24 protein-coding genes, 4 tRNA genes and 2 riboswitches are annotated in these 26,921 nt (G+C 64.8%); of the genes, 20 read left to right on the top strand and 8 right to left on the bottom strand.

Annotated features, from left to right (window positions below; all coding sequences use genetic code 11):
• The first annotated feature begins 93 nt into the window (after positions 1-93).
• From PQU89_RS12830 to gcvP, 4 genes are all read left to right on the top strand, one after another.
• Positions 94-1,428, top strand: coding sequence for an amino acid permease (locus PQU89_RS12830; RefSeq protein WP_272766181.1), 1,335 nt, complete (start codon positions 94-96; stop codon positions 1,426-1,428).
• A 121-nt stretch (positions 1,429-1,549) separates the two neighbouring features.
• Positions 1,550-1,651, top strand: a riboswitch (glycine riboswitch).
• A gap of 12 nt (positions 1,652-1,663) precedes the next feature.
• Positions 1,664-1,758: riboswitch (glycine riboswitch) on the top strand.
• 32 nt (positions 1,759-1,790) lie between these two features.
• Positions 1,791-2,876, top strand: a complete 1,086-nt coding sequence (gcvT, locus tag PQU89_RS12825; protein WP_272766180.1) for a glycine cleavage system aminomethyltransferase GcvT — start codon at positions 1,791-1,793, stop codon at positions 2,874-2,876.
• 76 nt (positions 2,877-2,952) lie between these two features.
• Positions 2,953-3,339, top strand: a complete 387-nt coding sequence (gene gcvH, locus PQU89_RS12820) for a glycine cleavage system protein GcvH (RefSeq protein ID WP_047967190.1) — start codon at positions 2,953-2,955, stop codon at positions 3,337-3,339.
• Between the two features lie 144 nt (positions 3,340-3,483).
• The gene (gene gcvP, locus PQU89_RS12815) at positions 3,484-6,339 is read left to right on the top strand and encodes an aminomethyl-transferring glycine dehydrogenase (protein WP_272766179.1); all 2,856 of its coding nucleotides are present in this window, start codon (positions 3,484-3,486) and stop codon (positions 6,337-6,339) included.
• Between the two features lie 110 nt (positions 6,340-6,449).
• Here gcvP and PQU89_RS12810 read toward each other — a convergent pair whose 3' ends face one another.
• Positions 6,450-6,692, bottom strand: coding sequence for a hypothetical protein (locus PQU89_RS12810; RefSeq protein ID WP_272766178.1), 243 nt, complete (start codon positions 6,690-6,692; stop codon positions 6,450-6,452).
• Positions 6,693-6,872: 180 nt separating this feature from the next.
• On the opposite strand from PQU89_RS12810, the gene PQU89_RS12805 reads away from it, so the two are divergent.
• From PQU89_RS12805 to PQU89_RS12795, 3 genes are all read left to right on the top strand, one after another.
• Positions 6,873-7,808 (top strand): DUF808 domain-containing protein, encoded by a 936-nt coding sequence (locus tag PQU89_RS12805; protein WP_272766177.1) that lies wholly within the window; start codon positions 6,873-6,875, stop codon positions 7,806-7,808.
• A 132-nt stretch (positions 7,809-7,940) separates the two neighbouring features.
• Positions 7,941-9,245 carry a hemolysin family protein gene (locus PQU89_RS12800; RefSeq protein WP_272766176.1) on the top strand — a complete coding sequence of 435 codons (1,305 nt, stop codon included), beginning with the start codon at positions 7,941-7,943 and terminating at the stop codon, positions 9,243-9,245.
• 133 nt (positions 9,246-9,378) lie between these two features.
• Positions 9,379-10,653, top strand: coding sequence for an O-acetylhomoserine aminocarboxypropyltransferase/cysteine synthase family protein (locus PQU89_RS12795; RefSeq protein WP_272766175.1), 1,275 nt, complete (start codon positions 9,379-9,381; stop codon positions 10,651-10,653).
• Positions 10,654-10,750: 97 nt separating this feature from the next.
• On the opposite strand, the gene PQU89_RS12790 is transcribed toward PQU89_RS12795, so the two are convergent.
• Positions 10,751-11,998 (bottom strand): TIGR03862 family flavoprotein, encoded by a 1,248-nt coding sequence (locus PQU89_RS12790; RefSeq protein ID WP_272766174.1) that lies wholly within the window; start codon positions 11,996-11,998, stop codon positions 10,751-10,753.
• Between the two features lie 295 nt (positions 11,999-12,293).
• Here PQU89_RS12790 and PQU89_RS12785 point away from each other — a divergent pair, with 295 nt between their 5' ends.
• Positions 12,294-12,770: an NUDIX hydrolase gene (locus PQU89_RS12785; RefSeq protein WP_047967183.1), complete on the top strand. Its 477-nt coding sequence runs from the start codon at positions 12,294-12,296 to the stop codon at positions 12,768-12,770.
• Entirely contained in the window at positions 12,770-13,111 is a 342-nt protein-coding gene (locus tag PQU89_RS12780) for a thioredoxin family protein (protein ID WP_272766173.1), read from the top strand. The genes PQU89_RS12785 and PQU89_RS12780 overlap by 1 nt, the downstream gene beginning before the upstream one ends.
• A gap of 128 nt (positions 13,112-13,239) precedes the next feature.
• Here the strand turns inward: PQU89_RS12780 and PQU89_RS12775 are convergent, their stop codons facing one another.
• From PQU89_RS12775 to folD, 3 genes are all read right to left on the bottom strand, one after another.
• Entirely contained in the window at positions 13,240-13,845 is a 606-nt protein-coding gene (locus PQU89_RS12775; RefSeq protein WP_272766172.1) for a hypothetical protein, read from the bottom strand.
• Positions 13,846-13,848: 3 nt separating this feature from the next.
• Positions 13,849-14,709, bottom strand: a complete 861-nt coding sequence (purU, locus tag PQU89_RS12770) for a formyltetrahydrofolate deformylase (protein ID WP_272766171.1) — start codon at positions 14,707-14,709, stop codon at positions 13,849-13,851.
• Positions 14,710-14,794: 85 nt separating this feature from the next.
• A complete protein-coding gene (gene folD, locus PQU89_RS12765) occupies positions 14,795-15,646 on the bottom strand; it encodes a bifunctional methylenetetrahydrofolate dehydrogenase/methenyltetrahydrofolate cyclohydrolase FolD (RefSeq protein WP_272766170.1) in 852 nt (283 codons plus the stop codon).
• Positions 15,647-15,877: 231 nt separating this feature from the next.
• On the opposite strand from folD, the gene PQU89_RS12760 reads away from it, so the two are divergent.
• The 5 genes from PQU89_RS12760 to PQU89_RS12740 all read left to right on the top strand — a co-directional run bounded on the left by PQU89_RS12760 (position 15,878) and on the right by PQU89_RS12740 (position 17,056).
• Positions 15,878-15,954: transfer RNA gene (locus tag PQU89_RS12760), tRNA-Pro, on the top strand.
• A gap of 18 nt (positions 15,955-15,972) precedes the next feature.
• Positions 15,973-16,049: transfer RNA gene (locus PQU89_RS12755), tRNA-Arg, on the top strand.
• A 17-nt stretch (positions 16,050-16,066) separates the two neighbouring features.
• Positions 16,067-16,142, top strand: a tRNA-His gene (locus tag PQU89_RS12750).
• 47 nt (positions 16,143-16,189) lie between these two features.
• Positions 16,190-16,265 (top strand) — tRNA-His (locus PQU89_RS12745).
• Between the two features lie 119 nt (positions 16,266-16,384).
• Positions 16,385-17,056: a GntR family transcriptional regulator gene (locus tag PQU89_RS12740; RefSeq protein WP_272766169.1), complete on the top strand. Its 672-nt coding sequence runs from the start codon at positions 16,385-16,387 to the stop codon at positions 17,054-17,056.
• A gap of 39 nt (positions 17,057-17,095) precedes the next feature.
• Here PQU89_RS12740 and PQU89_RS12735 read toward each other — a convergent pair whose 3' ends face one another.
• On the bottom strand, positions 17,096-18,268 hold the full coding sequence (locus PQU89_RS12735) for an ABC transporter substrate-binding protein (RefSeq protein WP_272766168.1): 1,173 nt from the start codon (positions 18,266-18,268) through the stop codon (positions 17,096-17,098).
• Between the two features lie 87 nt (positions 18,269-18,355).
• Here PQU89_RS12735 and PQU89_RS12730 point away from each other — a divergent pair, with 87 nt between their 5' ends.
• The 3 genes from PQU89_RS12730 (at position 18,356) to PQU89_RS12720 (ending at position 22,588) form a co-directional block, all read left to right on the top strand.
• Entirely contained in the window at positions 18,356-20,995 is a 2,640-nt protein-coding gene (locus tag PQU89_RS12730; RefSeq protein WP_272766167.1) for a PAS domain S-box protein, read from the top strand.
• Positions 20,992-21,624 (top strand): response regulator transcription factor, encoded by a 633-nt coding sequence (locus PQU89_RS12725; RefSeq protein WP_272766166.1) that lies wholly within the window; start codon positions 20,992-20,994, stop codon positions 21,622-21,624. The genes PQU89_RS12730 and PQU89_RS12725 overlap by 4 nt, the downstream gene beginning before the upstream one ends.
• Positions 21,625-21,730: 106 nt before the next feature.
• On the top strand, positions 21,731-22,588 hold the full coding sequence (locus tag PQU89_RS12720; protein WP_272766165.1) for a dienelactone hydrolase family protein: 858 nt from the start codon (positions 21,731-21,733) through the stop codon (positions 22,586-22,588).
• Positions 22,589-22,685: 97 nt separating this feature from the next.
• Here the strand turns inward: PQU89_RS12720 and PQU89_RS12715 are convergent, their stop codons facing one another.
• Entirely contained in the window at positions 22,686-23,264 is a 579-nt protein-coding gene (locus PQU89_RS12715) for a DUF5610 domain-containing protein (protein ID WP_272766164.1), read from the bottom strand.
• A 170-nt stretch (positions 23,265-23,434) separates the two neighbouring features.
• A complete protein-coding gene (locus PQU89_RS12710) occupies positions 23,435-25,219 on the bottom strand; it encodes an acyl-CoA dehydrogenase C-terminal domain-containing protein (protein ID WP_272766163.1) in 1,785 nt (594 codons plus the stop codon).
• Between the two features lie 184 nt (positions 25,220-25,403).
• Here PQU89_RS12710 and PQU89_RS12705 point away from each other — a divergent pair, with 184 nt between their 5' ends.
• From PQU89_RS12705 to PQU89_RS12695, 3 genes are read left to right on the top strand one after another with little or no spacing between them, the layout of a single operon-like run.
• Positions 25,404-25,961 carry a DUF2062 domain-containing protein gene (locus PQU89_RS12705; protein WP_272766162.1) on the top strand — a complete coding sequence of 186 codons (558 nt, stop codon included), beginning with the start codon at positions 25,404-25,406 and terminating at the stop codon, positions 25,959-25,961.
• Positions 25,948-26,505 (top strand): NUDIX domain-containing protein, encoded by a 558-nt coding sequence (locus tag PQU89_RS12700; protein ID WP_272766161.1) that lies wholly within the window; start codon positions 25,948-25,950, stop codon positions 26,503-26,505. The genes PQU89_RS12705 and PQU89_RS12700 overlap by 14 nt, the downstream gene beginning before the upstream one ends.
• Complete coding sequence (locus PQU89_RS12695) at positions 26,492-26,803, top strand: PilZ domain-containing protein (RefSeq protein WP_238377308.1); 312 nt, start codon at positions 26,492-26,494, stop codon at positions 26,801-26,803. Before PQU89_RS12700 ends, PQU89_RS12695 begins: the two co-directional genes overlap by 14 nt.
• Positions 26,804-26,921 lie beyond the last annotated feature (118 nt).

The raw sequence follows: 26,921 nt of genomic DNA, 5'->3' as shown, positions 1-26,921 counted from the left end.
TCGAATAATCATGCAGGATTTCATCGCTTGCACGGCCGCCGCGCCGTGCCCGTTTCCCCGCTGGCCTCAGCGCTCTTCCGCACGGAGGGCCGCATGAGTCACGCTCCGAAAACCGCCGCCAAAGGCAAACTCGGCATCTGGATGTGCACCGCGCTGGTGGTGGGCAACATGATCGGCTCCGGCGTGTTCCTGCTGCCGGCGTCGCTGGCGCAGTACGGCGGCGCCTCGCTGATCGGCTGGGTGATCACCTCGCTGGGCGCGATCTGCCTGGCGCTGGTGTTCGCCAGGCTGGCGACGCTGCTGCCGCACAAGGCCGGCGGCCCGTATGCCTACATCCACGAAGGCTTTGGCAATTTCGCCGGCTTCCTCATCGCCTGGGGCTACTGGATCGCGCTGTGGGCCGGCAACGCCGCGCTGACCGTGGCCGGCGTCAGCTATCTGGGGGTGTTTTTCCCGCAGCTGAACGACAGCAACCTCGCCGCCGGCGCCACCGCCATCGGCCTGATCTGGCTGGTGACGTGGATCAACAGCCGCGGCGCGCAAAGCTCCGGCCGCGTCGCCATCGTCACCACCCTGATCAAGCTGCTGCCGCTGGCCGGGGTCACCGTCGCCGGCCTGCTGTACCTGAATCCCGATTTCGTCGTGTTCAATCCGCAGCACAAGCCGCTGTCGGAGGCGATCCCGGCGACCATGGCGCTGACGCTGTGGGCCTTCCTCGGGCTGGAGTCGGCGTCGGTGCCGGCCGGTGACGTCGAGCAGCCGGAGCGCACCATCCCGCGCGCCACGGTGCTGGGCACGCTGCTCGCCGCCGCGCTGTACATCGCCAGCACCGTCGCGTTGCAGGGGCTGATGCCGGCAGCGACGTTGGCCGCATCGGCGGCACCGTTTGCCGATGCCGCGCGCAGCCTGTGGGGCGAGTGGGCGTACTACGCCGTCGGCCTCGGTGCGGTGATTTCCTGCTTCGGCGCGCTCAACGGCTGGTGCCTGATGCAGGGCCACATCCCGGCCGCCGCCGCGCGCGACAAGCTGTTCCCGGCCTTCTTCAAGCGCGAGAACGCGGCCGGGGTGCCCATCGTCGGCCTGCTGCTGTCCACGCTGCTGGTCACCATCCTGCTGGTGTGCAAGTACGCCGGCGGCGACAGCGGGGTGCAGATCTTCGAGTTCGTGATCCTGCTCGCCACCGCCACCACCTTGCTGCCGTACGCGTTCTGCGCGATGGCGCTGCTGGCGGTGATGCTGCAACGCCACCGCCAGTTCCGCCCCCGCGACTGGCTGGCGCCGCTGGCGTTCTCCGGTGGCGGCTTCGTGTTCGCGCTGTGGACCATTTTCGGCTCCGGCGCCGAGGTGGTGATGTGGGGCGTGCTGCTGCTCCTGGCCGGGCTGCCGGTGTATTTGTGGCAACTGCGTGAAAATATCGTGAAGGCATAAAACGCCGCTAAAAGGTTGGCCGCAAAGCCCTTCTGCCGTTGCGGCCAACCTTTTTTGCGCCAAGTGCCTGATCCTGTTGCAAAACCCGACTTGCCAAGCGCCATGGCTGCGCTGATAATGCGCCCATTCCGCAGGAGAGAGCCGCGCCGGGCCAAACCGGACGCCGCCGCCGAAGGCGCAAGTGCACCCGCAATCGCTCAGGCAAAAGGACTGCAAGAATCGGGCCGTTAGACGGCCCGCAGAATCTGGAGAGCGGCGCGTACAGCGCCCACCGAAGGGGCTAACGGCGCAATGCCGGAAAATCTCAGGTGCAGGGACAGAGGGGTGTGAGGTAGGGACAAATCTCACTCCAAGGACTTGCAATGACGGCCCCGAAACGTACCCCTTTATTTGATGCCCACGTCGCTTCCGGCGCGAAGATGGTTGATTTCGCCGGCTGGGAAATGCCGATCCACTACGGCTCGCAGCTGAAAGAGCACGAGATCGTGCGTAGCGACGCCGGCATGTTCGACGTGTCGCACATGACCGTCGTCGACATCAGCGGCAGCGACGCCAAGGTCTGGCTGCAAAAGCTGATCGCCAACGACGTGGCCAAGCTCGGCTTCGAAGGCAAGGCGCTGTACTCCGGCATGCTCAACGACGACGGCGGCGTGGTCGACGACCTGATCGTATACCTGACCGCCACCGGCTTCCGCATGGTGATCAACGCCGGTACTACCGAAAAAGACCTGGCGTGGATGGACAAGCAGTCCGCCGGCTTCGACGTGCAGCTGCAGGTGCGCCGCGACTTGGCGATGCTGGCGGTGCAGGGCCCGACCGCGATTGCCAAGGTATGCAGCGTGAAGCCGGAGCTGGCCGACGCCATCCAGGCACTGAAAGTCTTCCAGGGTCTGCCGTCCGGCGACTGGTTCTACGCCCGCACCGGCTACACCGGTGAAGACGGCCTGGAAATCATGATCCCAGCCGATCAGGCCATCACCTTCTTCAACGAACTGAAAGCCGCCGGCGTGGCGCCGATCGGCCTTGGCGCGCGTGACACCCTGCGTCTGGAAGCCGGCATGAACCTGTACGGCCACGACATGGACGAAACCGTGTCGCCGCTGCAGGCCGGCATGGGCTGGACCATCGCCTGGAATCCGGAAGAGCGCGACTTCATCGGCCGCCAGGCACTGGCGGCGCAAAAAGCCGCCGGCGTACCGATGAAGCAGGTCGGCCTGGTGCTGGAAGGCCGCGGCGTGCTGCGCGAAGGCCAGAAAGTGGTCGTCGATGGCCAGGAAGGCATCATCACCAGCGGCACCTTCTCGCCGACCCTGAAACACTCCATCGCCATCGCCCGCGTACCGGCGTCCACCGGCGCCACCGCCCAGGTTGACCTGCGCGGCACGCTGACCGAGGTGCGTGTGGTGAAAATGCCGTTCGTGCGCAACGGCAAGAAAGTTTTTGAATAAGCTGGTGTATAACGACGGGGCGAGCCGAGGCAGTCCCGATCCACACCATGACAACGCATTTTTCTGGAGAGAAACCATGAGCAACATTCCTGCCGAACTGAAATACGTATCCAGCCACGAATGGCTGCGCCTGGAAGCCGACGGCTCCGTGACCGTAGGCATCACCGAGCACGCGCAAGAGCTGCTGGGCGACATCGTATTTGTCGAGCTGCCAGCCGTTGGCGCCAACCTGGCCGCCGACGAGCAAGCCGGTGTGGTGGAGTCGGTGAAGGCCGCTTCCGACGTGTACGCGCCGATCGCCGGTGAAATCCTGGAGGTGAACGCCGAACTGGAAGCCAACCCGGAGCTGGCCAACAGCGAGCCGTACGCCGCTGGCTGGTTCTTCAAGATCAAGCCGGCCAACGCCGCTGATCTGGACGGCCTGCTGGACGCAGCGACTTACGCTGCCGAAATCGGCGCCTGATGAACGAGCCCTGCTGTCGTCAGACAGTAGGGCTTTTTGTTTTTTAGCCACGGACCACACGGAAACACACGCCCCAGCGGCAGCCTGCTTGCCCCGTGTCCTTCCGTGTGTTTCGTGGCTTATTCAGCAAACGGAATCGAAGACATGTCGCTCTCGCAACTCTTCAATCATCAAGAATTCATCGCCCGCCACATCGGCCCGTGCGAATCCGAAAAAGCCGACATGCTGGCCGCCATCGGCGTCAGCTCCGTCGAAGAACTGGTGGCACAGACCGTGCCGGCCGGCATCCGCTTCAACCGCGCGCTGGACCTGCCGCCGGCAATGCGTGAAGCCGACGCACTGGCGGCACTGAAAACCGTCGCCAGCAAGAACATTGTCAACAAGTCCTTCATCGGTCTGGGCTACTACCCGGTACAGGTGCCGGGCGTGATCCTGCGCAACGTGCTGGAAAACCCGGGCTGGTACACCGCCTACACCCCGTACCAGGCTGAAATCGCCCAGGGCCGCCTGGAAGCGCTGCTCAACTTCCAGCAGATGGTGATCGACCTCACCGGCCTGGAACTGGCCAACGCCTCGCTGCTGGACGAAGCCACCGCCGCCGCCGAAGCGATGACGCTGGCGCGCCGCGTGTCGAAAGTGAAGTCCGAGCAGTTCTTCGTCGACAGCCGCGTGCTGCCGCAGACGCTGGACGTGCTGAAGACCCGCGCCGAGTACTTCGGTTTCGAGCTGGTGCTCGGCCATCCGGAAGAAGCCGGCAACGGCGACTACTTCGGTGCGCTGTTCCAGTACCCGGGCGAATCCGGCGAGCTGCTGGACCTGACCCCGTACATCGCCGCGGCCAAAGCCCGTGGCGCGGTGGCCATCGTGGCCGCCGACGTGATGGCACTGGTGGCACTGAAGTCGCCGGCCGAAATGGGCGCCGACGTGGCGGTGGGCAACACCCAGCGCTTTGGCGTGCCGATGGGCTTCGGCGGCCCGCACGCTGCCTACTTCGCCTTCCGCGACGACATGAAGCGTTCCGCGGCCGGCCGCATCATCGGCGTGTCCGTCGATGCCAAGGGCAAGACCGCGCTGCGCATGGCGCTGCAGACCCGCGAGCAGCACATCCGCCGCGAGAAGGCCAACTCCAACATCTGCACCTCGCAAGTATTGCTGGCCAATATGGCCGGCATGTACGCGGTGTACCACGGTCCGGAAGGCGTGAAGCGCATCGCCGCCCGCATCCACCGTCTGGCGGCGATCTTCGCCCACGCGGTGAAGGCCGCCGGCGGCAAGCTGGTGTTCGACCGCTTCTACGACACGGTACAGGTTGAGCTGGGTGCCAATGCGGCCAACGTTTACGCCGCGGCGCTGGCTGCCGGCATCAACGTGCGCGATGCCGGCAACGGTGTACTGGGTGTCGCCTTCCACGAAGCCGCCACCGAGGCGGACCTGGCGCAGCTGATTGAGATCTTCACCGGCAAGGCTGCCGACATCGCCGCGCTGGATGCCGCCGCGGCCGACGCCATCCCGGCCGCGCTGAAGCGTGAATCGGCGATCCTCACGCACCCGGTGTTCAACGAGCACCACAGCGAGCACGAGATGCTGCGCTACCTGAAGAAGCTGGAAAATCGCGACCTGGCAATGAATCACTCGATGATTTCGCTGGGCAGCTGCACCATGAAGCTGAACGCCACCAGCGAGATGATCCCGGTGACCTGGCCGGAATTCGCCAACATGCACCCGTTCGCACCGCGCGACCAAGCTGTTGGCTACCTGGAAATGATCGAAGGCCTGCAACAGCAGCTGCTGGCGATCACCGGTTTCGACGCCATCTCGATGCAGCCGAACTCCGGCGCGCAGGGTGAATATGCCGGCCTGCTGGCGATCCGCCGCTACCACGCCAGCCGTGGCGAAGCGCACCGCAGCATCTGCCTGATCCCGCAATCGGCGCACGGTACCAACCCGGCCACCGCGCAGATGCTGGGCATGCAGGTGGTGGTGGTGAAGACCGACGACAACGGCAACGTGGACATGGCCGATCTCAAGGCCCGCGTCGAGCAGCATGCGGCCAACCTTGGCGCGTTGATGATCACCTATCCGTCCACCCACGGCGTGTTCGAGGAAGGCATCAAGGAAATCTGCGCGCTGATCCATGCCAACGGCGGCCAGGTATACATGGACGGTGCCAACATGAACGCGCAGGTGGGCCTGACCCGTCCGGCCGACATCGGCGCCGACGTGCTGCACATGAACCTGCACAAGACCTTCTGCATTCCGCACGGCGGCGGCGGCCCGGGCATGGGCCCGATCGGCATGAAGTCGCATCTGGCGCCGTTCATGGCCAACCACGTGGTATCGGAAGTGCCGGGCGCGGTTGCCGGCCAGAGTGCGGTGTCCGCCGCGCCGTTCGGCTCTGCGTCGATCCTGCCGATCTCCTACATGTATATCGCGATGATGGGCGCGGAAGGCATGAAGCATGCCACCGAAATGGCGCTGCTGAACGCCAACTACCTGATGCAGAACCTGTCGGCGCACTACCCGGTGCTGTACACCGGCGCCAACGGCCGTGTCGCGCACGAGTGCATCATCGACCTGCGTCCGCTGAAGGCCGCCTCCGGCGTCACCGAGGTGGACGTTGCCAAGCGCCTGATGGACTACGGTTTCCACGCGCCGACCATGAGCTTCCCGGTAGCGGGCACGCTGATGATCGAGCCGACCGAATCGGAATCCAAGGCCGAGCTGGACCGCTTCATCGCCGCCATGGTCGCCATCCGCCAGGAGATCGACAAGGTGCAGAACGGTGTCTGGTCGCTGAACGACAACCCGCTGGTCAACGCACCGCACAGCAAGGCCGACATCACCGGCGAGTGGGCGCGTGCCTACAGCCGCGAAGAAGCGTTCTTCCCGCTGCCGTACGTGCTGGACAACAAGTTCTGGCCGAGCGTGAACCGCATCGATGACGTTTACGGCGACCGCAACCTGGTGTGCAGCTGCCCATCGGTAGAAGAGTACGAGTAAGCAGAGTACCGGTAAGCGCGCGCCTGCGGCCAACCCTGGCCGTCACGCAAGCAAAACCCCGCCGGAGACGGCGGGGTTTTTTCATGGCAGCGGCGCAGCGGAGGAGTGGTTTACGGGCACGGCCCCGCTGTCGGGCAGGTGGCATCGCTTGCCGCTTTGGCCGGTGCTGGCGCATCGTCCTTGGTGGCGGCGCGCACGCCGGCGGCGGTGACATCGACCGCGGCACCGACCACGGTGGCGCCGACCTTGACGGTGGTGGCCACCACGGTGACCGCGGCATCGGCGACCGTCAGTACCGAACAGGCAGTGAGGGCCGGCAGCAGGCTGGCCAGTAGCAGGGAACGCAAGAACATGATCGGATTCCGTTGAATGACAGCCGCCAGTGTAGGGCCTGGTGCCGTGGCTGACCACGTTTCGACGCGCCGGCGCGCAGATTGGTGATGGGGCCGGTCACGGAAAACTGCTACCATGCCTGCCGATTTTCCCCCATTTACTGACGACCGCCCGCCTGTGCGAGGCGGCAGGAGCCGACGATGGCAGGAGCAAGCCTGTTAACCCTGATTGACGATATCGCCACCGTGCTCGACGACGTGGCGGTGATGACCAAGGTCGCCGCCAAAAAGACCGCCGGCGTGCTGGGCGACGATCTGGCGCTCAACGCGCAACAGGTGGCCGGCGTCCACGCCGAGCGCGAACTGCCGGTGGTGTGGGCGGTGGCGATGGGCTCGCTGCGCAACAAGCTGATCCTGGTGCCGGCGGCGCTGCTGATCAGCGTGGTGGCGCCGTGGCTGATCACGCCGCTGCTGATGCTGGGCGGTGCCTACCTCTGCTTCGAGGGCTTCGAGAAACTGGCGCACCCGCTGCTGCACAGCGCGGCGGAAGACGAGGCGCACCACCAGGCACTGACTGCGGCGCTGAGCGACCCGGCCACCGACATGCTGGCGTTCGAGCGTGACAAGATCAAGGGTGCGATCCGCACCGACTTTATCCTGTCGGCGGAGATCATCGCCATCACGCTGGGCACGGTGGCGGCGGCGCCGTTCCTGTCGCAGCTGACGGTGCTGTCCGGCATCTCGCTGATCATGACCGTCGGCGTCTACGGCCTGGTGGCCGGCATCGTCAAGCTCGACGACGGCGGCTTGCACCTCAGTGGCAAGGACAGCGTCGCGCTGCAATGGCTGGGCGCGCTGATGCTCAACGCCGCACCCTATCTGATGAAGACGCTGGCCATCGTCGGCACCGCCGCGATGTTCATGGTCGGCGGCGGCATCCTCACCCACGGCCTGTCCTTCCTGCACCACGCCATCGAGCAGACCACGGCCATCGCCGGCAACCTGCCGCTGGTAGGGCGAACATTGGCGCTGCTGACACCGACGGTGCTGGACGCGCTGACCGGCATCGTCGCCGGGGCGCTGACGCTGTTGCTGGTGACGGCGGGGCAGCGCGGCTGGCGTCTGGTGCGCGGCTGAACGCCTGAGCGGTCACCCCGGTCGGGGGCAGGGCGTTCGCCGTCACACCCGGCCGGCCGTGAAAAAGTTGAATCCGGCGCGCCCTGATGTAGAATCGGGGCTTCCTTGTTTCCGGGGTGACCCCACAGTCCGATGGACATATTCATAATTTTCGTGCTGTTCTTCCTGAACGGCATTTTTGCGATGGCGGAAATTGCCATCGTCTCCTCGCGCAAAGTACGCCTGCAGCAGTGGGCAGAAGAAGGACACCGCGGCGCCATTGCCGCGCTCAAGCTGGCCGACGAGCCGACCCGCTTCCTGTCCACCATCCAGATCGGCATTACCCTGATCGGCATCCTGTCCGGTGCCTTCGGCGAGGCCGCCATCGCCGACCGCCTGATTCCCTATTTCGCCAGCGTGCCGCTGCTGGCCGACATTGCCCGCCCGCTGGCGCTGGGCATCACCGTGCTGCTGATTACCTATTTCTCGCTGATCATCGGCGAGCTGGTGCCCAAGCGCATCGGCATGCAGAACCCGGAGGTGCTGGCCACGGTGCTGGCGCCACCGATGCTGCTGCTGGCCAGGGCGACGCGGCCGCTGGTGCGTTTCCTCAGCCTGTCCACCGAGACGGTGCTGCGCGTGCTGGGCATCAAGAAGCCGAAAGAGCCGTCGATCACCGAGGAAGAAATCAAGGTGCTGATGGAGCAGGGCGCGGAAGAGGGCATCTTTGAACGTGCCGAGCAGGAGCTGGTGGAAAACATCTTCAGCCTCGACGAAAAGAAGGTGGTCTCCATCATGACCCAGCGCAAGGACATCATCGCGCTGGATATCGACGACCCGCTGGAAGACAACCTGCGCATCATCAAGCAGAGCGTGTTCACCCGCTACCCGGTGTGCAAGGGTGGCTTCGAGAACGTGCTGGGCATGATCCAGGCCAAGGACCTGCTGCACCGCCTGCTGGATGACAAGTCGGTGACGCTGACCGAACTGGTGCGCCCGCCGCTGTACGTACCGGAGGCGATCAGCCCGATGCAGCTGCTGGAGCAGTTCAAGCGCACCCGCAACCACACCGCGCTGGTGGTCGACGAGTACGGCGAGATCGAGGGCCTGGTCAGCATCAACGACGTGATGGAGGCGATTGTCGGCGACCTGCCGACCGAGGCCTCCGACAGCGACGAGGAGATCGTGCAGCGCGACGACGGCAGCTGGCTGGTGGACGGCATGATGTCACTGGACGATTTCAAGGAACACTTCGATCTCGACATGATCGAGGGCGAGGAAACCGGCGATTTCCAGACCGTGGCCGGCTTCGTCATCTTCATGCTCGGCCGCGTGCCGGCGACCGCCGACCGCGTGGAGTGGGGCGGTTTCACCTTCGAAGTGGTGGACATGGACCGCACCCGTGTCGACAAGCTGCTGGTGACGGCGCCGCCGCCGGAAGTCACGCCGGAAGCGTGACCTGTCGTAAACAACCCCGCCTGGTGCGGGGTTTTGTTTTGCTGCATTGCTTATCGGCAATGCCGCTTTGCGGCAACAAAAAATGACGATAAAGTTAAAAGGTTTCGCAACCATAACCACAGGATAGAGAGCAATGAAACTGGAAACCCTCGCCGTACACGCCGGCTACAGCCCGGACCCGACCACCAAGGCGGTGGCGGTGCCGCTGTACCAGACCACCAGCTACGCCTTCGACAGTACCCAGCACGGTGCCGACCTGTTCGATCTCAAGGTGCAGGGCAATATCTACACCCGCATCATGAACCCGACCACCGACGTGCTGGAAAAACGCGTGGCGGCGCTGGAAGGCGGCATCGGCGCGCTGGCGGTGGCCTCCGGCATGGCGGCGATCAGCTACGCGATCCAGACCATTGCGGAAGCCGGCGACAACATCATCGCCACCAGCACCCTGTACGGCGGCACCTACAACCTGTTCGCGCACACCTTCCCGCAGCTGGGCATCACCGTGCGCTTCATCGACCCGGCCCGACCGCAGGACATTGCGGCCAACGTTGACGCGCGCACCAAGGCGGTGTTCTGCGAGTCGATCGGCAACCCGCTGGGCAATGTGGTCGATTTCGGCGCCTTTGCCGCCGAGGCGCACCGCCACGGCCTGCCGCTGATCGTCGACAACACCGTGCCGTCGCCCTACCTGTGCCGCCCGTTCGAGCACGGCGCCGACATCGTGGTGCACAGCCTGACCAAATACCTCGGCGGCCACGGCGGCAGCATCGGCGGCATCATCGTCGACTCCGGCAAGTTCCCGTGGGGCGAGCACGCAGAGCGCTTCGTGCGCCTGAACACGCCGGACGTCAGCTACCACGGCGTCAACTACGTGGAGGTGCTCGGCGCGGCCGCCTACATCGCCCGTGCCCGCGTGGTGCCGCTGCGCAATATGGGCGCCGCCATCTCGCCGTTCAACGCGCACCAGATCCTGCTCGGCATCGAGACGCTGGCGCTGCGCATGGACCGCATCTGCGACAACACGCTGGCGGTGGCCAACGCGCTGGCTGCGCATCCGGCGGTGGCGTGGGTGGAGTACGCCGGCCGCGCCGAGCATCCGCAAAAGCCGCTGGTGGACAAATACATGGGCGGCCGCGCCTCCGGCATCCTGTCGTTCGGCATCAAGGGCGGCGTAGCGGCCGGCGGCCGCTTCATTGACGCGCTGCAGCTGGTGACGCGGCTGGTCAATATCGGTGACGCCAAGTCGCTGGCCTGCCACCCGGCCTCCACCACCCACCGCCAGCTGTCGCCGGACGAGCAGCTCAAGGCCGGCGTGCGCCCGGAGATGATCCGGCTGTCGATCGGCATCGAGCACGTCGACGACATCCTCGCCGACATCCGCCAGGCACTGCAGGCGGCTGCCTGAGCGCGTAAGGCGGGCTGAATGACGCTGCGGCCAACCTTGGTGACAAGGTTGGCCGCAGTGTTTTGTGGGGCGCGTAAGTGCTTGCTGTGATGCGTGCTCAGCGCGGCGTCGCCAGCCACTGCAGCATGCCCAGCGCGGCAGCGCGGCCGCTGGCGAAGCAGGCAGTGAGCAGATAGCCGCCGGTCGGCGCCTCCCAGTCCAGCATCTCGCCGGCGACAAACACGCCCGGCAGCGCACGCAGCATCAGCTGTGCGTCGACGGCGTCGAAGCGGACGCCGCCAGCGCTGCTGATCGCCTCGTCCAGCGGCCGCGCCGCGTGCAGCGTCAGCGGCAGCGCCTTGATCGCAGCGGCGAGGCGCGCCATGTCGTTGAAGCTGTCCTTGTCCAGCAGCTCGCGCAGCAGACCGGCGCGCACGCCGTCGATGCCGCACTGCTTGCGCAGGTGGTTGGCCAGCGACGCCGCACCGCGGCCGCGTTCCAGCTCGGCGTGCAGCCGCGCCGGATCGCGGTCCGGTGCCAGGTCGAGCAGGAGGGTAGCGCTGCCGTGGGCGTTGATCTCGTCGCGGATGGCGGCGCTGAACGCGTACACCAGATTGCCCTCGATGCCGTGGGCGGATACCACGCACTCACCGCGGCGGGTCAAAGCTTGGCCGCAGGCGTCGCGGAAGGTGATGGCGACGTTCTTCAGCGCGCTGCCGGCAAATTTTTCCTGGAAATGGGCGCTCCACTGCGCGTCGAAGCCGCAGTTGGACGGCAGTAGCTCAGCCACCGCCACGCCCTTGTCCTGCAGCAGCGGTAGCCACTTGCCGTCTGAACCCAGTTTCGCCCAGCTGCCGCCGCCCAGCGCCAGCAACACCGCGTCGGCGTGCCGGACGCACTCGCCGTGCGGGGTGGCAAAGCGCAGCCCGCCGTCGGCATCCCAACCCAGCCAGCGGTGGCGCACGTGGATGTGCAGCCCGGCGTCGCGCAGCCGCGTCAGCCACGCGCGCAGCAGCGGTGCCGCCTTCATCTCGGTGGGGAACACCTTGCCGGAGCTGCCGACGAAGGTGGCGATGCCGAGGACGTGCACCCAGTCGCGCAGCGCGGTGGCGTCAAAGGCGTCGATGATCGGGGTCAGTTCCGCCTCGCGCTGGCCGTAGCGCGCCAGGAACGGCGAGCGCGGTTCGCTGTGGGTGATGTTCATGCCACCGACGCCGGCGAGCAGGAACTTGCGGCCGACCGAGGGCATGGCGTCGAACAGCTCGACATGGATGCCGTGCGCGAGCAGGGTCTCGGCGGCAATCAGGCCGGCCGGGCCGCCGCCGATGATGGCAACGCGCGGGCGGGTAGGGGAGGAATCAGGCATGGTCGGAACGTCTGCAAAGGTTGGCCGCAACGGGAGAGCGGCATTGTACCGAAATGGCGGTCGCTACAGCAGCCGCGTTTCAGCGGCGGCGGGTGGCGGCCGTTGGTGGCCGGCGTGGCGTGTCGTTTGCCGTGTGGCAGACCGGCGCGGGCTTTTTTTATTTTGTCATTTCATGCATACGGCGTTTGCAGATATTCCAAGTGGCTGTTTAAAATTGCCGATTGCTCGCCACGCCGGCGAAAGTATTGATTTTTAATTGTTTTGTTGAATTTTTCGAGAATTGAATTTTAAAAATATGCAGATTGTTTCGGAACGGAACCCGCGTGACACCCGCTTGTGCCCCACCTTGCCGCGCCGCGCCACCGCCATCATCGAGTTGCCCGATGGCGTGCTGATGACGGCCTCGGCCAACAGCCGTTTTTGCCTGCCCGGCGGCGTGTCGCAACGCGGCGAACTGCGCTCGCAGGCGCTGATCCGCCAGATCCGCGATCAGACCGGCTTGCGCATCAATTCCATGCTCTACCTGTTCGATCACATCACCCAGCACAATGCGCACAAGGTGTACTTGGTGATCGCGCAGGGCCTGCCGCGGCTGCAGGAGGGCGGCAGCCGCCTGACGCTGGTGACATCGCCGGATGCCGACATGGACATCCACATCGAGTCGCGCGCCATCCTGCGCCGCTACGCCAAGCTGCGCGGCGAGGAGGGCGCCAAGAGCGAGGCGGTGCGCGCCATGCTCAAGCTGGCCCGCTATATCGCCAAGGTGGAGTGATGACGGGCTGGCAGGCGCTGGACGAATTCGGCTTCGATCACGCGCTGGTGGCCAGCGGCGACACGGCGCTGGTGATGTTCGGCCAGCCAGCGTGCGGCGCCTGTCGCGGCTGGTACCGGCAGTTGCCGCAATGGCTGGGTGATGGCGCGGTGCGGCTGTTCTATGTCGATGTCGCCTGCGCGCAGGCACTGGCCAACCGTTTCGAGCTGTTCCAGCTGCCGGCCTTCGCGCTGTACCGGCACGGTGAATTTCACTGCCGCTTTGCCGCACCGTTCCAGGCAGATGCGGTGCGCGCGGCATTGGCGGCCGCGCTGCTGGCTCCGGCCGAGGAAGAGCCGTGAGCCAGGTTTAGCGTCTAGCGTCGCTAACAAGACCTCGCAGCGCACCTGAGCCCAGGCGCGCCGACGCAGACAGTACCAGTAGTACGGCAAGGAGGCGCAACGCAGGGTCGGGGTTTTGTTGGTGGCGCTTACTGCGCTGGCACACTGTCGGCGGCCGGCTTGGCGTCGGCCTGTTGTTCCGCCTGCTGCAGCGCGCGTTGCAGCTCTTCCGGCATCGTCACCAGGCCGAGGCCGGTGGCTCCGTTCATCAGTACGAAAGACAAGAACAGCGCCACCGGCGCGAACAGCAGGGTGCCCAGCAGGATGCGCAGCTTGGTGAGGCCGCTGCCGAACGCCAGTGCCGACACCAGTAGCCACAGCCCGATCATGCCGATGGTCATGCTGGCCACGCTGGCGACGTCGTCCGGCAGCCAGCTGCTGAGCGGGTCCAGCAGCTGGATGGCGCTGGCGGCGACGATGGTACCGGTCAGCGACGGTATGTCGGCGACACTGGCGCGGCGCAGCCACCACTGCATGAAGCGGCCGTAGAGCAGGGTCTCTAGCGTGACGTAGACGGTGAAGAACAGGATCACGTTCAGCGGTTCGCCCATGCCGGCCGGTGCGCTGGCGGCGGCGACCACCCCCAGCAGCAGCAAGGCCATGGCCAGGTGTCGGGTCGGGTACTGGTAGTGCGCCAGCGGCTGGAACTGCAGGCGCAGCATGGCCAGCGCGTCGTTGATGAGGGGCAGGTTCATGGTTCAGTCAAAAATGACGGTCTTGTTGTTGTAGGCCAGGATGCGGTTCTCCAGGTGCCAGCGTACCGCGCGCGACAGGACCACCCGCTCCAGGTCGCGACCTTTCTGGATCAGGTCGTCGACATCGTCGCGGTGCGAGATGCGCATCACTTCCTGCTCGATGATCGGGCCGTCGTCGAGGATTTCGGTCACGTAGTGGCTGGTGGCGCCGATCAGCTTCACGCCGCGGGCAAAGGCGCGGTGGTAGGGCTTGGCCCCGTCAAACGCCGGCAGGAAGCTGTGGTGGATGTTGATGACGCGGTGCGGGTAGCGCTCGACGAACTTGTGCGACAGCACCTGCATGTAGCGCGCCAGTACGATCAGGTCGACGCCGGCGTCTTCCAGCAGTTGCCACTGCTGCGCCTCGGCCTGTTCCTTGTTGTCGCGGGTGACGTTGATCACGTGGTAGGGAATGCCGTGATACTCGGCCAGGCCGCGGCAGTCCTCGTGGTTGGACACGATCAGCGGAATGTCGCAGTCCAGCTCGCCGATGCGCCAGCGGTGCAGCAGGTCGACCAGGCAGTGCTCGTATTTCGACACGAAGATCGCCATCCGCGGTTTACGCGACGATAGCGACACTTCCCAGCTCATGTTGTGCTTTTCCGCGATCGGGGCAAAGGCGGCGGCGAAGCTTTCCATCGGCAGGCTGAAGCCGTGCAGATCCCACTGGATCCGCATCAGGAACAGGTTCTCCACCGGGTCCTGATGCTGGTCGGCGTGCAGGATGTTGGCGTTGTAGGTCAGCAGGAAATTGGCGATGGCCGCCACCAGCCCCTGGCTGTCGGGGCAGCTGACCAGCAGGGTGGCCGAGTGCTTGTTGCTCATGGTGCGCTCTTTGTTATTGGTTTTCGGAAAACAAACGCCACAGTCGGCAGGCAGACTGTGGCGTCGAAGCGGATGCGGTCTGCGATCAGGCGTTGAGGTTGGCCGCATCCAGCGTGTTTTGCAATAGCGTGGCCACGGTCATCGGGCCGACACCGCCCGGTACCGGGGTGATGAAGCTGGCCACTTCGCGCGCCACGGCGAAGTCGACGTCGCCGCAGATGCTGCCGTCGTCCAGGCGGTTGATGCCGACGTCGATCACCACCGCGCCCGGCTTCAGCCATTCACCCTTCACGAATTTCGGGATGCCGACACCGGCGACCACGATATCGGCGCGGCCAACCTCGGCGGCGAGATCGGCGGTGGCGCTATGGCATACCGTCACCGTGGCGCGCGCCAGCAGCATTTCCAGTGCCTGCGGCCGGCCAACGATGTTGGAGGCGCCGACGATCACCACGTTCTTGCCCTTCGGGTCGATGCCGTACTCTTCCAGCAGTGTCATTACGCCGCGCGGGGTGCACGGGCGCAGCAACGGCATCTTGGTGGCCAGGCGGCCGACGTTGTACGGGTGGAAACCGTCGACGTCCTTCTTCGGGTTGATGCGCTCGATCACCAGCTGCGGGTCGATCTGCTTGGGTAGTGGCAGCTGCACCAGGATGCCGTCCACACCGTCGTCGGCATTGAGGGTGTCGATGATGGACAGCAGTTCCTCCTGCGAGGTGCTGCCGGGCAGGTCGTAGGCTACCGAGCGCACGCCGGCCTTTTCGCAGGAACGTTTCTTGTTCTTGACGTAGATGCCGGAGGCCGGATCGTCGCCCACCAGAATCACGGCCAGCGCCGGAGCGCGCTTGCCTGCGGCCACGCGGGCGTCCACGCCTTCGCGCACACGGTTGATCAGGGTTTCGGCGACGGCTTTGCCGTCGATAAGTTGTGCCGCCATGCTGCTATCCACCATTAAGGTTTGATGTAAACGAAAGCCGGATTTTCTCATTTTTCCGGGGTGGTGCTCAATCTTTTAGCGCATTGGCGGTGCTTTTTTTGTGCGGTGCGGCATCTGGGGTCGCGGCAGCCGCGCGCTGGCGTTGGCGGGCGCGGATCATCCATTTCGATTTTATTGCACCGCGGGTGTTGACAGGCGGATTTTCGCCACGTATAGTTCGCCTCCTGTCGTCGGGGCGTAGCGCAGCCTGGTAGCGCATCTGCTTTGGGAGCAGAGGGTCGTGAGTTCGAATCCCACCGCCCCGACCACAGACAACCCGGCATAACGTGCCCGTAGCTCAATTGGATAGAGCACCAACCTTCTAAGTTGGGGGTTACAGGTTCGAACCCTGTCGGGTGCGCCAAGCATGTTTTATCTGTGGTGGATGTAGCTCAGTTGGTAGAGTCCAGGATTGTGATTCCTGTTGTCGTGGGTTCGAGCCCCATCATCCACCCCACCCCTTTTGCCTTGTTGCAGCAATGCGGCAAAGCGCACCGCTCAGCGGTGGATGTAGCTCAGTTGGTAGAGTCCAGGATTGTGATTCCTGTTGTCGTGGGTTCGAGCCCCATCATCCACCCCAGTTAAAAACCCGGCTTTGTGCCGGGTTTTTCCATTTCTTCCCTGTTTTCCGCTTGTGGCCGGTGAAATTCACCGTATAATCGAATACATTTGCATGTATCCGATAGCCAGAGCGTGACCATGACCACCTTGCAGCCGATCAAACGCCAGACCCTGACCAGTGCGGTTACAGAATCCTTGCGCCAGCGCATCCTGTCCGGCGAATTTGCCGATGGACAGCAGCTGCGCCAGGAGGCCCTTTCCAACGAATACGGCGTCAGCCGCGTGCCGGTGCGCGAAGCCTTGCGCCAGCTGGAGGCCGAGGGGCTGATCCAGATCATCGACCACAAGGGCGCGCTGGTGTCCAAGCTGTCGCTGGATGACGTGCTGGAGTTGCTGGACATCCGCGCCACGCTGGAGAGCGAGCTGCTGCGGGCGGCCATTCCCTGTCAGGACGAGGCGGACCACGCCGCTGCCGAGGCCACGCTGAAGGAGTTCGAGCAGGCGCTGGTCAGCAACGACATCCGCCACTGGGGCGAGCTGAATTCGCGCTTCCACCTGGCGCTGTATCGTGCCGCCAAGCGCCCGAACACGCTGGCGCTGATCGAACAGCTGCACAACAAGACTGACCGCTACACGCGGATGCAGATCCTGTTCACCCGTACCATGGAACTGGCGCACCAGGAGCACAGCAAGCTGTTGCAGCTGTGTCGCGAGGGCAAGGCGGACGAGGCAGCGGAATTCATCCGCTTCCACATCCAGTCTGCCGGCCATGCGCTGGAGTCGTACATGAACTCCGCCGAGCGTCGCTAACCGTCATTTTTGTATACAAAACGCCGTTCCTGGCCTGAGCTAGGGGCGGCGTTTTTGCGTGCGCTCGTTGCTGTAGGCGTGGACGACTTCGCCGTGCTGCAGTTTGCCGATCACCGGTACCGCCAGGTCGATGGCGTCGTGGTCGCTGGCGGAGAACGGCTGGCGGTAGGTGGTGATCACGCCCTTGACCGGCGCGGGCAGGTTTTCCAGGGCGCGGACGATGGCCTTGCCGTCGGTGCTGGTGCTGTGGCGCAGTGCCGCCGCCAGCAGCAGCAGGCTGTCGTAGCCCTGCGCCGCCGACACCGCCGATGGAATGCGCCGGCCGCCGAAGGTTTGCAGGTAGCGGGCGACAAAGTCCTGCCGCAGCGGGTCGGTGCTGTCGCTGATGAAGGTCTGCACCATGCGCGCGCCTTCGGCATTGGGGCCGGCGTCGTCGATGAAGTTGGACATCGACAGCGTCCAGCTGCCGATCAGCTGTGGCCGCCAGTCCATCTGCGCCAGCGAGTTGGCGATCTGCGCCAGTTCCGGGCCGATGGCGTAGGTCAGGATCGCCTGCGCCCCGAGATCGCGCGCCCGGCTCAGTTGCGCAATCATGTCGCGCTCGCCAAGGCGGAACTGGCCGATATAGACCGGGCTCAGCCCTTGCTGGCGCAGCGCCTTGATCAGTTCTTCCTCGCCGATGCGGCCGTAATTGGTCTTGTCGTGGAAAATCGCCAGCCGGCTCAGGCCGCTGCGTTTCGCCTCGCGCACGATCAGCGGCGCCTGCTGCGCGTCGGAGGCGGCGACGCGGAACACGTAGTTGAGCGGGTATTTCGGTGGTGCGAACTGTTCGGTGACCTTGGGTGCGGTGGCGACCGCGGTGATGGCCGGGATGCCGGCCTGCTGGTAGTGGCCCTGCGAGGCCAGCGCCACGCCGCTGTTGACGAAGCCGACGCTGGCGATCACGCGCTGGTGCAGCGTCAGCTCGCGGGCGATGCGGATGCCGATGTCGGAGCGCCCCATGTCGTCGCGCTCGATCAGCAGCAGCGGCCGGCCGCGGATGCCGCCGCTGCGGTTGATCTCCGCCGCCGCCAGGCGGATGCCGTTGCGCATGCTGATGCCCATCGGCGCCGAGCCGCCGGTGAACGGGCCGGAGACGCCGATACGGAGCGCTTCGGCCGCGGTGGCGGCAAGCGGCAGGCACAGCAACAGCAGGCGAAGGGTGCGATACACGGGTGGTTCCTGATGGCTTGACGGTCACATTCCCCGCTATTATCACACTTTGGCCCCGCTTGCGGCCAACCTTTGCCCGTAGCCGCCATGCGAACCCAACGCTTTTACCAGTCCCTCAAGCGCAGCCGTTTTTACCGGCTGATGCCCAACAGCACCATCGTGCTGTTCTTCCTGACCATGGCGGTGATGCTGTGGACGCTGGACGCGCGCGAGACCGAGCAGCTGCGCCTCGATCTGGCCAAGGACACGCTGTGGGCGGAGCAGACGCTGCGCCTGCGCCTGGACGAGCACAAGGACGAACTGTCGCGGCTGGCGCGCGACATCGGCCGCGAGGCGATCGACGAGGACCAGTTCCTGGTGCAGGCCTCGGAGTTTCTCGCCAACACCCCGGAGATGGCGGCGGTAGTGTGGGCCGACAACAGCTTTACCCTGCGCTGGATCGCGCCATACGAGGAAAGCCGGCTCACCGTCGGCTCCGGCCTCAGCGGCGTGTCCGCCTCGGCCTACCTGCAGGCGCGTACCGACGGCCGCTCGGTGATGAGCCAGCCCTACCAGCTGGAATCCGGCGAGTGGCGTTTTGACCTGATGGTGCCGGTGTTCCGCGACACCCAGTTCCGCGGCATGGTGATCGGCATCTACAAGGCCAATGTCTTCATCCGCCGCGTGCCGCCGAGCTGGTTTGCCGAGAAATACTATCTGGAGCTGAACAACGGCGAGCAATCGCTGGTGCGCAACAGCCACGGCGCGCCGTCGTCGCGCCTGTCGCAGACCATCGTGCTGGGTGGCACGCCGCTGCGGCTGGTGGCGCGACCGGTGCGCGGCGACCACAACAAGAGCCGCGTGATCCAGCTCGGGCTGATCGTCGGCCTGTCGCTGCTGACCCTGCTCAGCCTGATGAGCCTGTCGCGCCACATCCGCCGCCGCGTCGACGCCGAGCGTGAGCGCGACCGTGTCTACGGCCTGTCGCGCGAATGGCTGGGCGTGATGCGCGAGGACGGCTACCTGTTGCACGTCAACCCGGCCTTTGTCGGCGGCCTCGGCTACCCGGCGGAACAGCTGCTGGGCACCTCGATCCTCAATTACCTGCACCCGGACGAGCGCGAATCGACGCAGCAGCTGTTGCGGCAGGTGATCGAGGCCGGCAGCGTCGATCGCTACGTCGAGACGCGGGTGATCAACCGCGCGCAGGAGGTGCGCGCCATCGCCTGGGCGATGAGCCCGCTGCCGGATGCCGGCGTGGTGTACCTGTCCGGCCGTGACATCACCGCGGAAAAACAGGCGGAGCAGGCGCTGCGCCACGAGTACATGTTCCGCAAGGCGATGGAGGATTCGCTGGTGGTCGGCATCCGCGCCATCGCGCTGGACGGCCGCATCACCTACGTCAATCCGGCGTTCTGCCGCATCACCGGCTTTGACGAGGCGGAGTTGATCGGGCTGCTGCCGCCGTATCCGTACTGGTCGCCGGATATCGCCCACCACAACTACGACGCCCTGCGCCAGACGCTGTCCGGCGAGCAGTCGCAGCAGCTGTTCGAGTCGGTGATGCAGCGCAAGAACGGCGAACGCTTCTACGCACAGATGCTGATTTCACCGCTGATCGACGCCGACGGCCACCAGACCGGCTGGATGGCGGCGCTGACCGACATGACCGAGAAGCGCCACGCGCAGCAGATGCTGGAGGCGGCCAACGAACGCTTCATCGCGGTGATCGAGGGCCTGGACGCGGCGGTGGCGGTGGTGCGCGGCGAAAGCCAGCAGCTGCTGTTCTGCAACCACCGCTACCGCGAATGGTTGGCCGCACCGGAGACGGTGGACAGCTCGGAGTGCTGCGACCTGCGGTTGTACCGCCTGCTGCAGCAGGCCAGCGCCGATCAGGAGATCTGGCTGGATGACCTGCAGCGCTGGTTCCTGCTGCGCTCGCGCCCGGTGCGCTGGGTCGACAGCGACATGGCGCAGATGCTGATCCTCACCGACATCACCGAGCAGCACGACGCCGAGCAGCGCTACCAGGAACAGATGGCCAAGCTGCAGGCCACCTCGCGCCTGATCACCATGGGCGAGATGGCGTCGACGCTGGCGCACGAGCTGAACCAGCCGCTGTCGGCCATCGCCAACTACCAGGCCGGCTGCGTCGAGCGCCTGCGCCAGGGCCGCGCCACGGCGGAGTCGCTGATCCCGGTGATGGAAAAGATCACCGCGCAGGCGGAACGTGCCGGCAAGATCGTGCGCCGGGTGCGCGAATTCGTGAAGCAGAGCGAGCCGGTGTGCAAGTCGTGCCAGCCGTCCGACATCATCGACGCCGCGCTGGCGATCGCCGAGATTGAGGCGCGCCGCCTAGGCTCGGTGATCAACGTGCACCTTGCGGCCAACCTTCCCGCCGTCAACGTCGACCCGATCCTGATCGAGCAGGTGCTGCTCAATCTGATCAAGAACGGCATGGAGGCGATGCAGCAGCTGCCGCCGGCGCAGCGCGAGCTGCAGATCAGCGTGCAGCGCAGCAGCAGCAAGCGGGTGGAGGTGGCGATTGTCGATTGCGGCCACGGCGTGCCGGACGACATCAAGTCACAGCTGTTCGACGCCTTCTTCACCACCAAGAGCGAGGGCATGGGCATGGGGCTGAACATCTGCCGCTCGATTGTCGAATTCCATCAGGGTCAACTCTCGGTGGAAGACCATCCGCTGGGTGGTACCATTTTCCGATTCACTTTGCCGGTATACGAGCCATGACTGCGAGCAAATCCATCACCATCCATATCGTTGACGACGACGAAGCGTTTCGCGACTCGCTGGTCTGGCTGCTGGAAAGCCACGACTACCGCGTGATTTGCCACGACCATGCCGAGGCCTTTCTCGCCGGCTTCCGCCCGGCGCTGAGTGTCGGCTGCCTGATCCTCGACATCCGCATGCCGGGCATGAGCGGGCTGGAGCTGTACGAAGAGCTGCAGGCGCGCGGCAATCGCTGGCCGGTGATCTTCATTACCGGCCATGGTGACGTGCCGATGGCGGTGCAGGCGGTGAAGCGCGGTGCCTATGACTTCCTGGAAAAACCGTTCAACCAGGAGGCGCTGCTGCTGGCGGTGAACAGCGCGCTGGAAGCGGCCGCCAGCCTGCAGCAGACCACTACGCTGGCGCAGCAGTGCGAGGCGCGGCTGCAGACGCTGACCACGCGCGAGCGCGAGGTGCTGGAGCGGGTGATCGAGGGCAAGATGAACAAGGTGATCGCCGACGACCTCGGCATCAGCATCAAGACCGTCGAGGCGCATCGCGGCAAGATGATGGACAAGATGGGGGTGCGCTCGATCGCCGATCTGGTGCAGACCGTGGTCGCCTACCGCCAGCAAAAAGGCGGCGCCTGACGCGGCCGCACTTCCGGCAGCGACACTGAACTTTACTCGCTATGCTTGGCTCTGTAGCAGACGGCGATGCGCTGGCATTGCCGCCACCGAACCCAAGGAGCAGCCCATGTCTCAGGAACAAGCCGATCTCTTGCCGCTGCCGGATGAGGTCGATCCGCAGCGCCGCCTGCTGATTTCCGCCGTGCTAGCCGGCGGCTTTGCCCTCGCGGTACAGCCAGTGACCGCCGCCACCATCCACACCGACAGCGACGGCCTGGTCGCTGGCTGGCACAAGGCCGGCCCCGATCTGCTGCTGTACGCCGCGCGCCCGGCGCAGGGCAGCCAGTGGCCGGTGGTGCTGGTGGTGCAGGAAATCTTCGGGGTGCACGAACACATCCAGGATGTCTGCCGCCGGCTGGCCAAGCAGGGCTATCTCGCGCTCGCGCCGGAACTGTTCCTGCGCCAGGGCGATGCCCGCGGCTATCCCGACACCGCCGCGCTGATCGCCAATGTGGTCAGCAAGGTGCCGGACGCGCAGGTGCTGGCCGATCTGGATGCGACCTTGGAATACGCGCGGGTGCTGGGCGGTAACAGCGCGCGTGCGGCGATCACCGGCTTCTGCTGGGGTGGGCGCATCACCTGGCTCTACGCCGCGCACAACCCGCGGATCAAGGCCGGTGCCGCCTGGTATGGCCGGCTGCTGGGGCAGGAGACGGCGCTGACGCCGCGCCATCCGCTGGCGGTGGCACCGCTGCTGAAGGTGCCGGTATTGGGGCTGTATGGTGGTAAGGATGGTGGCATCCCGCTGGACAGCGTGGCGACGATGAAGACCGCCCTGCAACAGGGCAGCAGCGGTAGCGAGTTCGTGGTCTACCCCGATGCCGGCCACGCCTTCAATGCCGACTATCGCCCCAGCTACCACGCGCCGTCGGCCGAGGACGGCTGGCGCCGCATGTTGCAGTGGTTCCGCCGCCACGGGGTGTGATAACGATAGTTTTCTGGTGTGCTAAAGCGTTGCGGCCAACCTGACAAGGTTGGCCGCAACGCTTTTTTCATGATCAGCACGAGTAACCGGCCAGCCCTCAGGCACTGCTGTCGGGGCTGGTTGCGGCCGGCAGTTTGCTGGCGAGGAAGTCGTCGTAGCCCTTCTGCACCAGTTCGTAGGTCTGCTGGATGCCGCTGGCGATGTCACCGCCCAGCACCTTCAGCCCGTCCAGAATGTCCTTGGCCTCGTTGAAACCCTGTTCGAAGCCGCCGCGCACCAGCGCGACGAAACTGGTGGCTCGCTCCGTGTCGCTCATTTCCGGATGCTGCTGTGCGTAGGCGTCGTAAAAGCCGAGCGACAGCGACAGGATGCGCTCGGCGGTGGCTTCCGCGCTGTTGTTCTGCTTGGCGGTGGCGGCCTGCAGCGCATCGGCGCCGAAGTCCGGTGCCAGCAGCTCGTTGATCTTGTCGATGGCACTGCGATAAAGCAGTTGCTGCGACTTGTTGCCGGCACCGATCGAGACGTTGAGGCTGTCGATCACTTGGGCGTTCATCTCGTCGCGCGCGCTGCGCTCCAGCGCCGACGGCTTGTTGAGGCGGCCGGGCGCGTTGCTGGCCTGGCTGTTCTGGGCGGCGGGGGTCAGTGACGACATCCCCGGGGTGGCAAACAAGGACATGGCAAACTCCTGCAGGCTGGCACGGCATGACTGGCGGTCACGCCCGACCCCGGCGTGACTATCTCCTTGACGTTATAGCGCTTTTTTACCTGACTGCCGTGCTTTGCCGTGAGCCGGACGCAAAAAAGGCAGCCCGCAGGCTGCCTTTTGTTGTTATGGCCAGTGTGCGATCAGAAGGCGAAATGCTCGTCCGCCAGCGTCATCAGCGGCTTGGCGCCGCCCTTGATGGTGGCTTTCAGCGCTTCCACTTCCGGCAGCAGCTTGGCGAAGTAGAAGCGGGCGGTGACGATCTTGGCCTTGTAGAAGTTGTCGCTGCCGGTTTCCAGCTTGGCGTAGGCCACTTCCGCCATCCGCGCCCACAACCAGCCGTAGGTCAGGTGACCGAGCAGGCGCAGGTAGTCGCTGGCGGCGGCGCCGGCTTCGTCACGATCCTTCATCGATGCCATGCCGATGCCCATGGTGATGTCGCCGATGTCCTTCAGCAGCTTGGCCAGCGGGGCCACGAACTCGGCCAGCTGCGCGTTGCTCTCGTTGGCCTGGCAGAACTTGTGGATCTGCTTGGTGAACTTGCGCAGCTTCTGGCCCTGATCCAGCAGCACCTTGCGGCCGAGCAGGTCGATGGCCTGGATGCCGTTGGTGCCTTCGTAGATCTGCGAGATGCGGCAGTCGCGCACCAGCTGCTCCATGCCCCATTCGCGGATGAAGCCGTGGCCGCCGAATACCTGCATGCCAAGGTTGGCCGCAGTGTAGCCGTTGTCGGTCATGAACGCCTTGGCCACCGGGGTCAGCAGCGCCACCAGGTCGGCTGCGTCCTGACGCGCGTCGGCATCCGGGTGCTTCTCTTCGATGTCCAGCTGCAGCGCCAGCAGCGCGGCCAGTGCACGGCCGGCTTCGGTGTAGGCCTTCTGCGTCAGCAGCATGCGGCGCACGTCGGGGTGTACGATGATCGGGTCGGCGGCCTTGTCCGGGAACTTGGCGCCGGCCATCGCGCGCATCTGCAGCCGGTCTTTGGCATAGGTCAGTGCGCCCTGGAACGCGGCTTCGCCCAGACCGAGGCCCTGCATGCCGCAGCCGAGGCGGGCGGCGTTCATCATAGTGAACATGCAGGCCAGACCCTTGTTGGCTTCGCCGATCAGGTAGCCGCGAGCGCCGTCGAGGTTGATCACCGCGGTGGCGTTGGCCTTGATGCCCATCTTGTGTTCCAGGCTGCCGCAGTACACGCTGTTGCGGCTGCCGTCGGCGTGGAATTTCGGCACGATGAACAGCGAGATGCCCTTCACATCCTTCGGGGCATCCGGCAGCCGCGCCAGCACCAGGTGGATGATGTTGTCGGCCATGTCGTGCTCGCCGGCGGAGATGAAGATCTTGGTGCCGCTGATGCTGTAGCTGCCGTCGCCGTTTGGCTCTGCGCGGGTTTTCAGCAGGCCGAGGTCGGTGCCGCAGTGCGGTTCGGTCAGGCACATGGTGCCGGTCCAGCTGCCATCAACCAGATGCGGCAGGTAGGTGGCTTTCTGCTCGTCGCTACCGTGGGCGTGGATGGCGGAGTAGGCGCCGTGGCTCAGGCCGGGGTACATCGACCAGGCGACGTTGGCCGAGCACTGCATCTCGATGATCGGGAACGACAGCGTCTTGGGCATGCCCTGGCCGCCGTAGGCCGGATCGCAGTCCAGCGCGGTGAAGCCCAGCTCGCAGAACTGCTTGTACGCTTCCTTGAAGCCGACCGGGGTGGTTACCGACTTGGTGGCGGCGTCGAAGGTGCAGCCTTCTTCGTCGGCCGGGCGATTCAGCGGCGCCAGTTCGTTCTCGCAGAATTGTGCCGCCGCCTCCAGATAAGACGAGAAAATGTCTTGCGTGGCTTCTTCATAACCCGGCAGCGAGGGCAGGGTATCCTGAACTTTGATCAGCTCGTTCAGGACAAAGTCGAAATCGCGCAGCGGTGCTTGATAAGCGGGCATGATGGTCTCCGTATTAATGCACGGCCCGGATGCAACGGGTCGTCTCTCGTGTCGTATTGGGGTGGCGGCACAAAACCGTGTGCTGGGGCGTAGTGTGCACAGCGACGCTCGTTTAAGTCAAACGCTTGTTTTATTTTTGTTGACCGGTGCGGCGCTGCCGGTCACGGAAAGGCGCGGGTAGCCGATGAGTATCAAACGCTGGTTATTGCGGCGTATGCCGCACCCGGGAGTGTGGCTGGACAATTCGGCCCTGCTGCGGCCGCTGGCCCCGTATCTGGGCCATGCCGCGCTGTGGAGCCTGCAGCGGCGCAAGGTGGCGCTGGCGGTGGCGGTCGGCCTGTTTTCCGGGCTGATGCCGGGGCCGACACAGATGCTGACGGCGGCGTTGCTGGCGTTGCTTTTTCGCATCAACCTGCCTGTGGCGCTGGCCTGTACGCTCTATACCAACCCGCTGACCTATCTGCCGCTGTACTACCTGGCCTTCGAGCTGGGCAAGCAGTTGCTGGGCATCAACGGCGAACTGGTCATGCCGCCGTTTCCGGTATTCGATGGCGAACACCTGTGGCAATGGCAGCATGCGGTACTGGGGTGGACCCTGCACATGGGGTGGCCGCTGGTGGTGGGCGTACCGGCCCTGGGGCTGACCTTTGGCCTCACCGGATATGTTATCGTGATGCTGTTATGGCAATGCGCCGTGTTGCGACAGTGGCGCAAGCGAAAGGAAGTTCGTGGATCTGACTGAAAAGAAACTGGCCGGCGAGCAGGTGTTCAGCGGCGGCTTCATCAAGGTGCAGCGCGATAGCGTGGCCTTGCCGGACGGCAGCCCGGCGTGGCGCGAGTACATCCGTCACCCCGGTGCGGTGGCGGTGCTGGCGCTATCCGACGACGGCAAGCTGCTGCTGGAGCGCCAGTTCCGCTATCCGCTGGCACGCACTTTTCTGGAGATCCCTGCCGGCAAGATCGATCCGCAGGAGGCGCCGCTGGCGACCGCCAAGCGCGAATTGCTGGAGGAAACCGGCTACCGGGCGGCCAACTGGTTTTATCTGGGCAAGGCGTATCCGTGCATCGGCTATTCTGATGAGGTGATTCACTATTATCTGGCGACTGCGCTGACCGCCGGCGAGCGGCAGCTGGACGAGGGCGAGTTTCTGGAAGTGCTGACTGTGCCACTGGCCGAGGTAATGACAATGACACTGGATGGCCGTATCTGCGACAGCAAGAGCCTGGTCGGCCTGTACTGGTTGGCCGCATGGCAACGCGGGGAGTTGCGCTGTGAAGCCCTTTGACGCGCATCACGAGCGTCGTGGCGGCAAACGCCTGCGCATGGGCTGTCGTGCCAAGATGAAATCGCGCCATACCGGCGAAACCCACTATGGTGAATGCGTGGATCTGTCGGTGGATGGCCTCGCCATACGCTCCGCGTTTGTGCCACAATTCGGCGAAATTCTGGAAGTCACCATCATCGTGCCGCCGGTCGGCGCGGTGTACAGCAAGCCGTTCGAGACCGTGGTGGAAGTGCGCCGCTGCAATGAAGTGGAGCGCGGCAAGCTGTATGAAATCGGCGCAAAAATTATTAAACGTTAGTTACTTTACTTATGTTAATTGTTTGGAATGTAACAGCCGCTATTAAGAGCGGCTTTTTTTATTTGCATTAGCGGGCTATACCCAAAAAAACAGATGCAGCTTGTTAGTCCACTGATAA

This window comes from Vogesella indigofera (assembly GCF_028548395.1).
In the GTDB taxonomy this organism is placed as follows: Bacteria; Pseudomonadota; Gammaproteobacteria; order Burkholderiales; family Chromobacteriaceae; genus Vogesella; species Vogesella indigofera_A.
Note: the sequence above shows the minus strand (reverse complement) of the source record. Positions and strands in the feature narration are given on the sequence as shown.

Excerpts from the sequence above, each read along its gene's own strand:
- PQU89_RS12830 (WP_272766181.1), top strand. The coding sequence starts at position 94 with ATGAGTCACGCTCCGAAAACCGCCGCCAAAGGCAAACTCGGCATCTGG.
- gcvT (WP_272766180.1), top strand. The coding sequence starts at position 1,791 with ATGACGGCCCCGAAACGTACCCCTTTATTTGATGCCCACGTCGCTTCC.
- gcvH (WP_047967190.1), top strand. The coding sequence starts at position 2,953 with ATGAGCAACATTCCTGCCGAACTGAAATACGTATCCAGCCACGAATGG.
- gcvP (WP_272766179.1), top strand. The coding sequence starts at position 3,484 with ATGTCGCTCTCGCAACTCTTCAATCATCAAGAATTCATCGCCCGCCAC.
- PQU89_RS12810 (WP_272766178.1), bottom strand. The coding sequence starts at position 6,692 with ATGTTCTTGCGTTCCCTGCTACTGGCCAGCCTGCTGCCGGCCCTCACT.
- PQU89_RS12805 (WP_272766177.1), top strand. The coding sequence starts at position 6,873 with ATGGCAGGAGCAAGCCTGTTAACCCTGATTGACGATATCGCCACCGTG.
- PQU89_RS12800 (WP_272766176.1), top strand. The coding sequence starts at position 7,941 with ATGGACATATTCATAATTTTCGTGCTGTTCTTCCTGAACGGCATTTTT.
- PQU89_RS12795 (WP_272766175.1), top strand. The coding sequence starts at position 9,379 with ATGAAACTGGAAACCCTCGCCGTACACGCCGGCTACAGCCCGGACCCG.
- PQU89_RS12790 (WP_272766174.1), bottom strand. The coding sequence starts at position 11,998 with ATGCCTGATTCCTCCCCTACCCGCCCGCGCGTTGCCATCATCGGCGGC.
- PQU89_RS12785 (WP_047967183.1), top strand. The coding sequence starts at position 12,294 with ATGCAGATTGTTTCGGAACGGAACCCGCGTGACACCCGCTTGTGCCCC.
- PQU89_RS12780 (WP_272766173.1), top strand. The coding sequence starts at position 12,770 with ATGACGGGCTGGCAGGCGCTGGACGAATTCGGCTTCGATCACGCGCTG.
- PQU89_RS12775 (WP_272766172.1), bottom strand. The coding sequence starts at position 13,845 with ATGAACCTGCCCCTCATCAACGACGCGCTGGCCATGCTGCGCCTGCAG.
- purU (WP_272766171.1), bottom strand. The coding sequence starts at position 14,709 with ATGAGCAACAAGCACTCGGCCACCCTGCTGGTCAGCTGCCCCGACAGC.
- folD (WP_272766170.1), bottom strand. The coding sequence starts at position 15,646 with ATGGCGGCACAACTTATCGACGGCAAAGCCGTCGCCGAAACCCTGATC.
- PQU89_RS12740 (WP_272766169.1), top strand. The coding sequence starts at position 16,385 with ATGACCACCTTGCAGCCGATCAAACGCCAGACCCTGACCAGTGCGGTT.
- PQU89_RS12730 (WP_272766167.1), top strand. The coding sequence starts at position 18,356 with ATGCGAACCCAACGCTTTTACCAGTCCCTCAAGCGCAGCCGTTTTTAC.
- PQU89_RS12725 (WP_272766166.1), top strand. The coding sequence starts at position 20,992 with ATGACTGCGAGCAAATCCATCACCATCCATATCGTTGACGACGACGAA.
- PQU89_RS12720 (WP_272766165.1), top strand. The coding sequence starts at position 21,731 with ATGTCTCAGGAACAAGCCGATCTCTTGCCGCTGCCGGATGAGGTCGAT.
- PQU89_RS12715 (WP_272766164.1), bottom strand. The coding sequence starts at position 23,264 with ATGTCCTTGTTTGCCACCCCGGGGATGTCGTCACTGACCCCCGCCGCC.
- PQU89_RS12710 (WP_272766163.1), bottom strand. The coding sequence starts at position 25,219 with ATGCCCGCTTATCAAGCACCGCTGCGCGATTTCGACTTTGTCCTGAAC.
- PQU89_RS12705 (WP_272766162.1), top strand. The coding sequence starts at position 25,404 with ATGAGTATCAAACGCTGGTTATTGCGGCGTATGCCGCACCCGGGAGTG.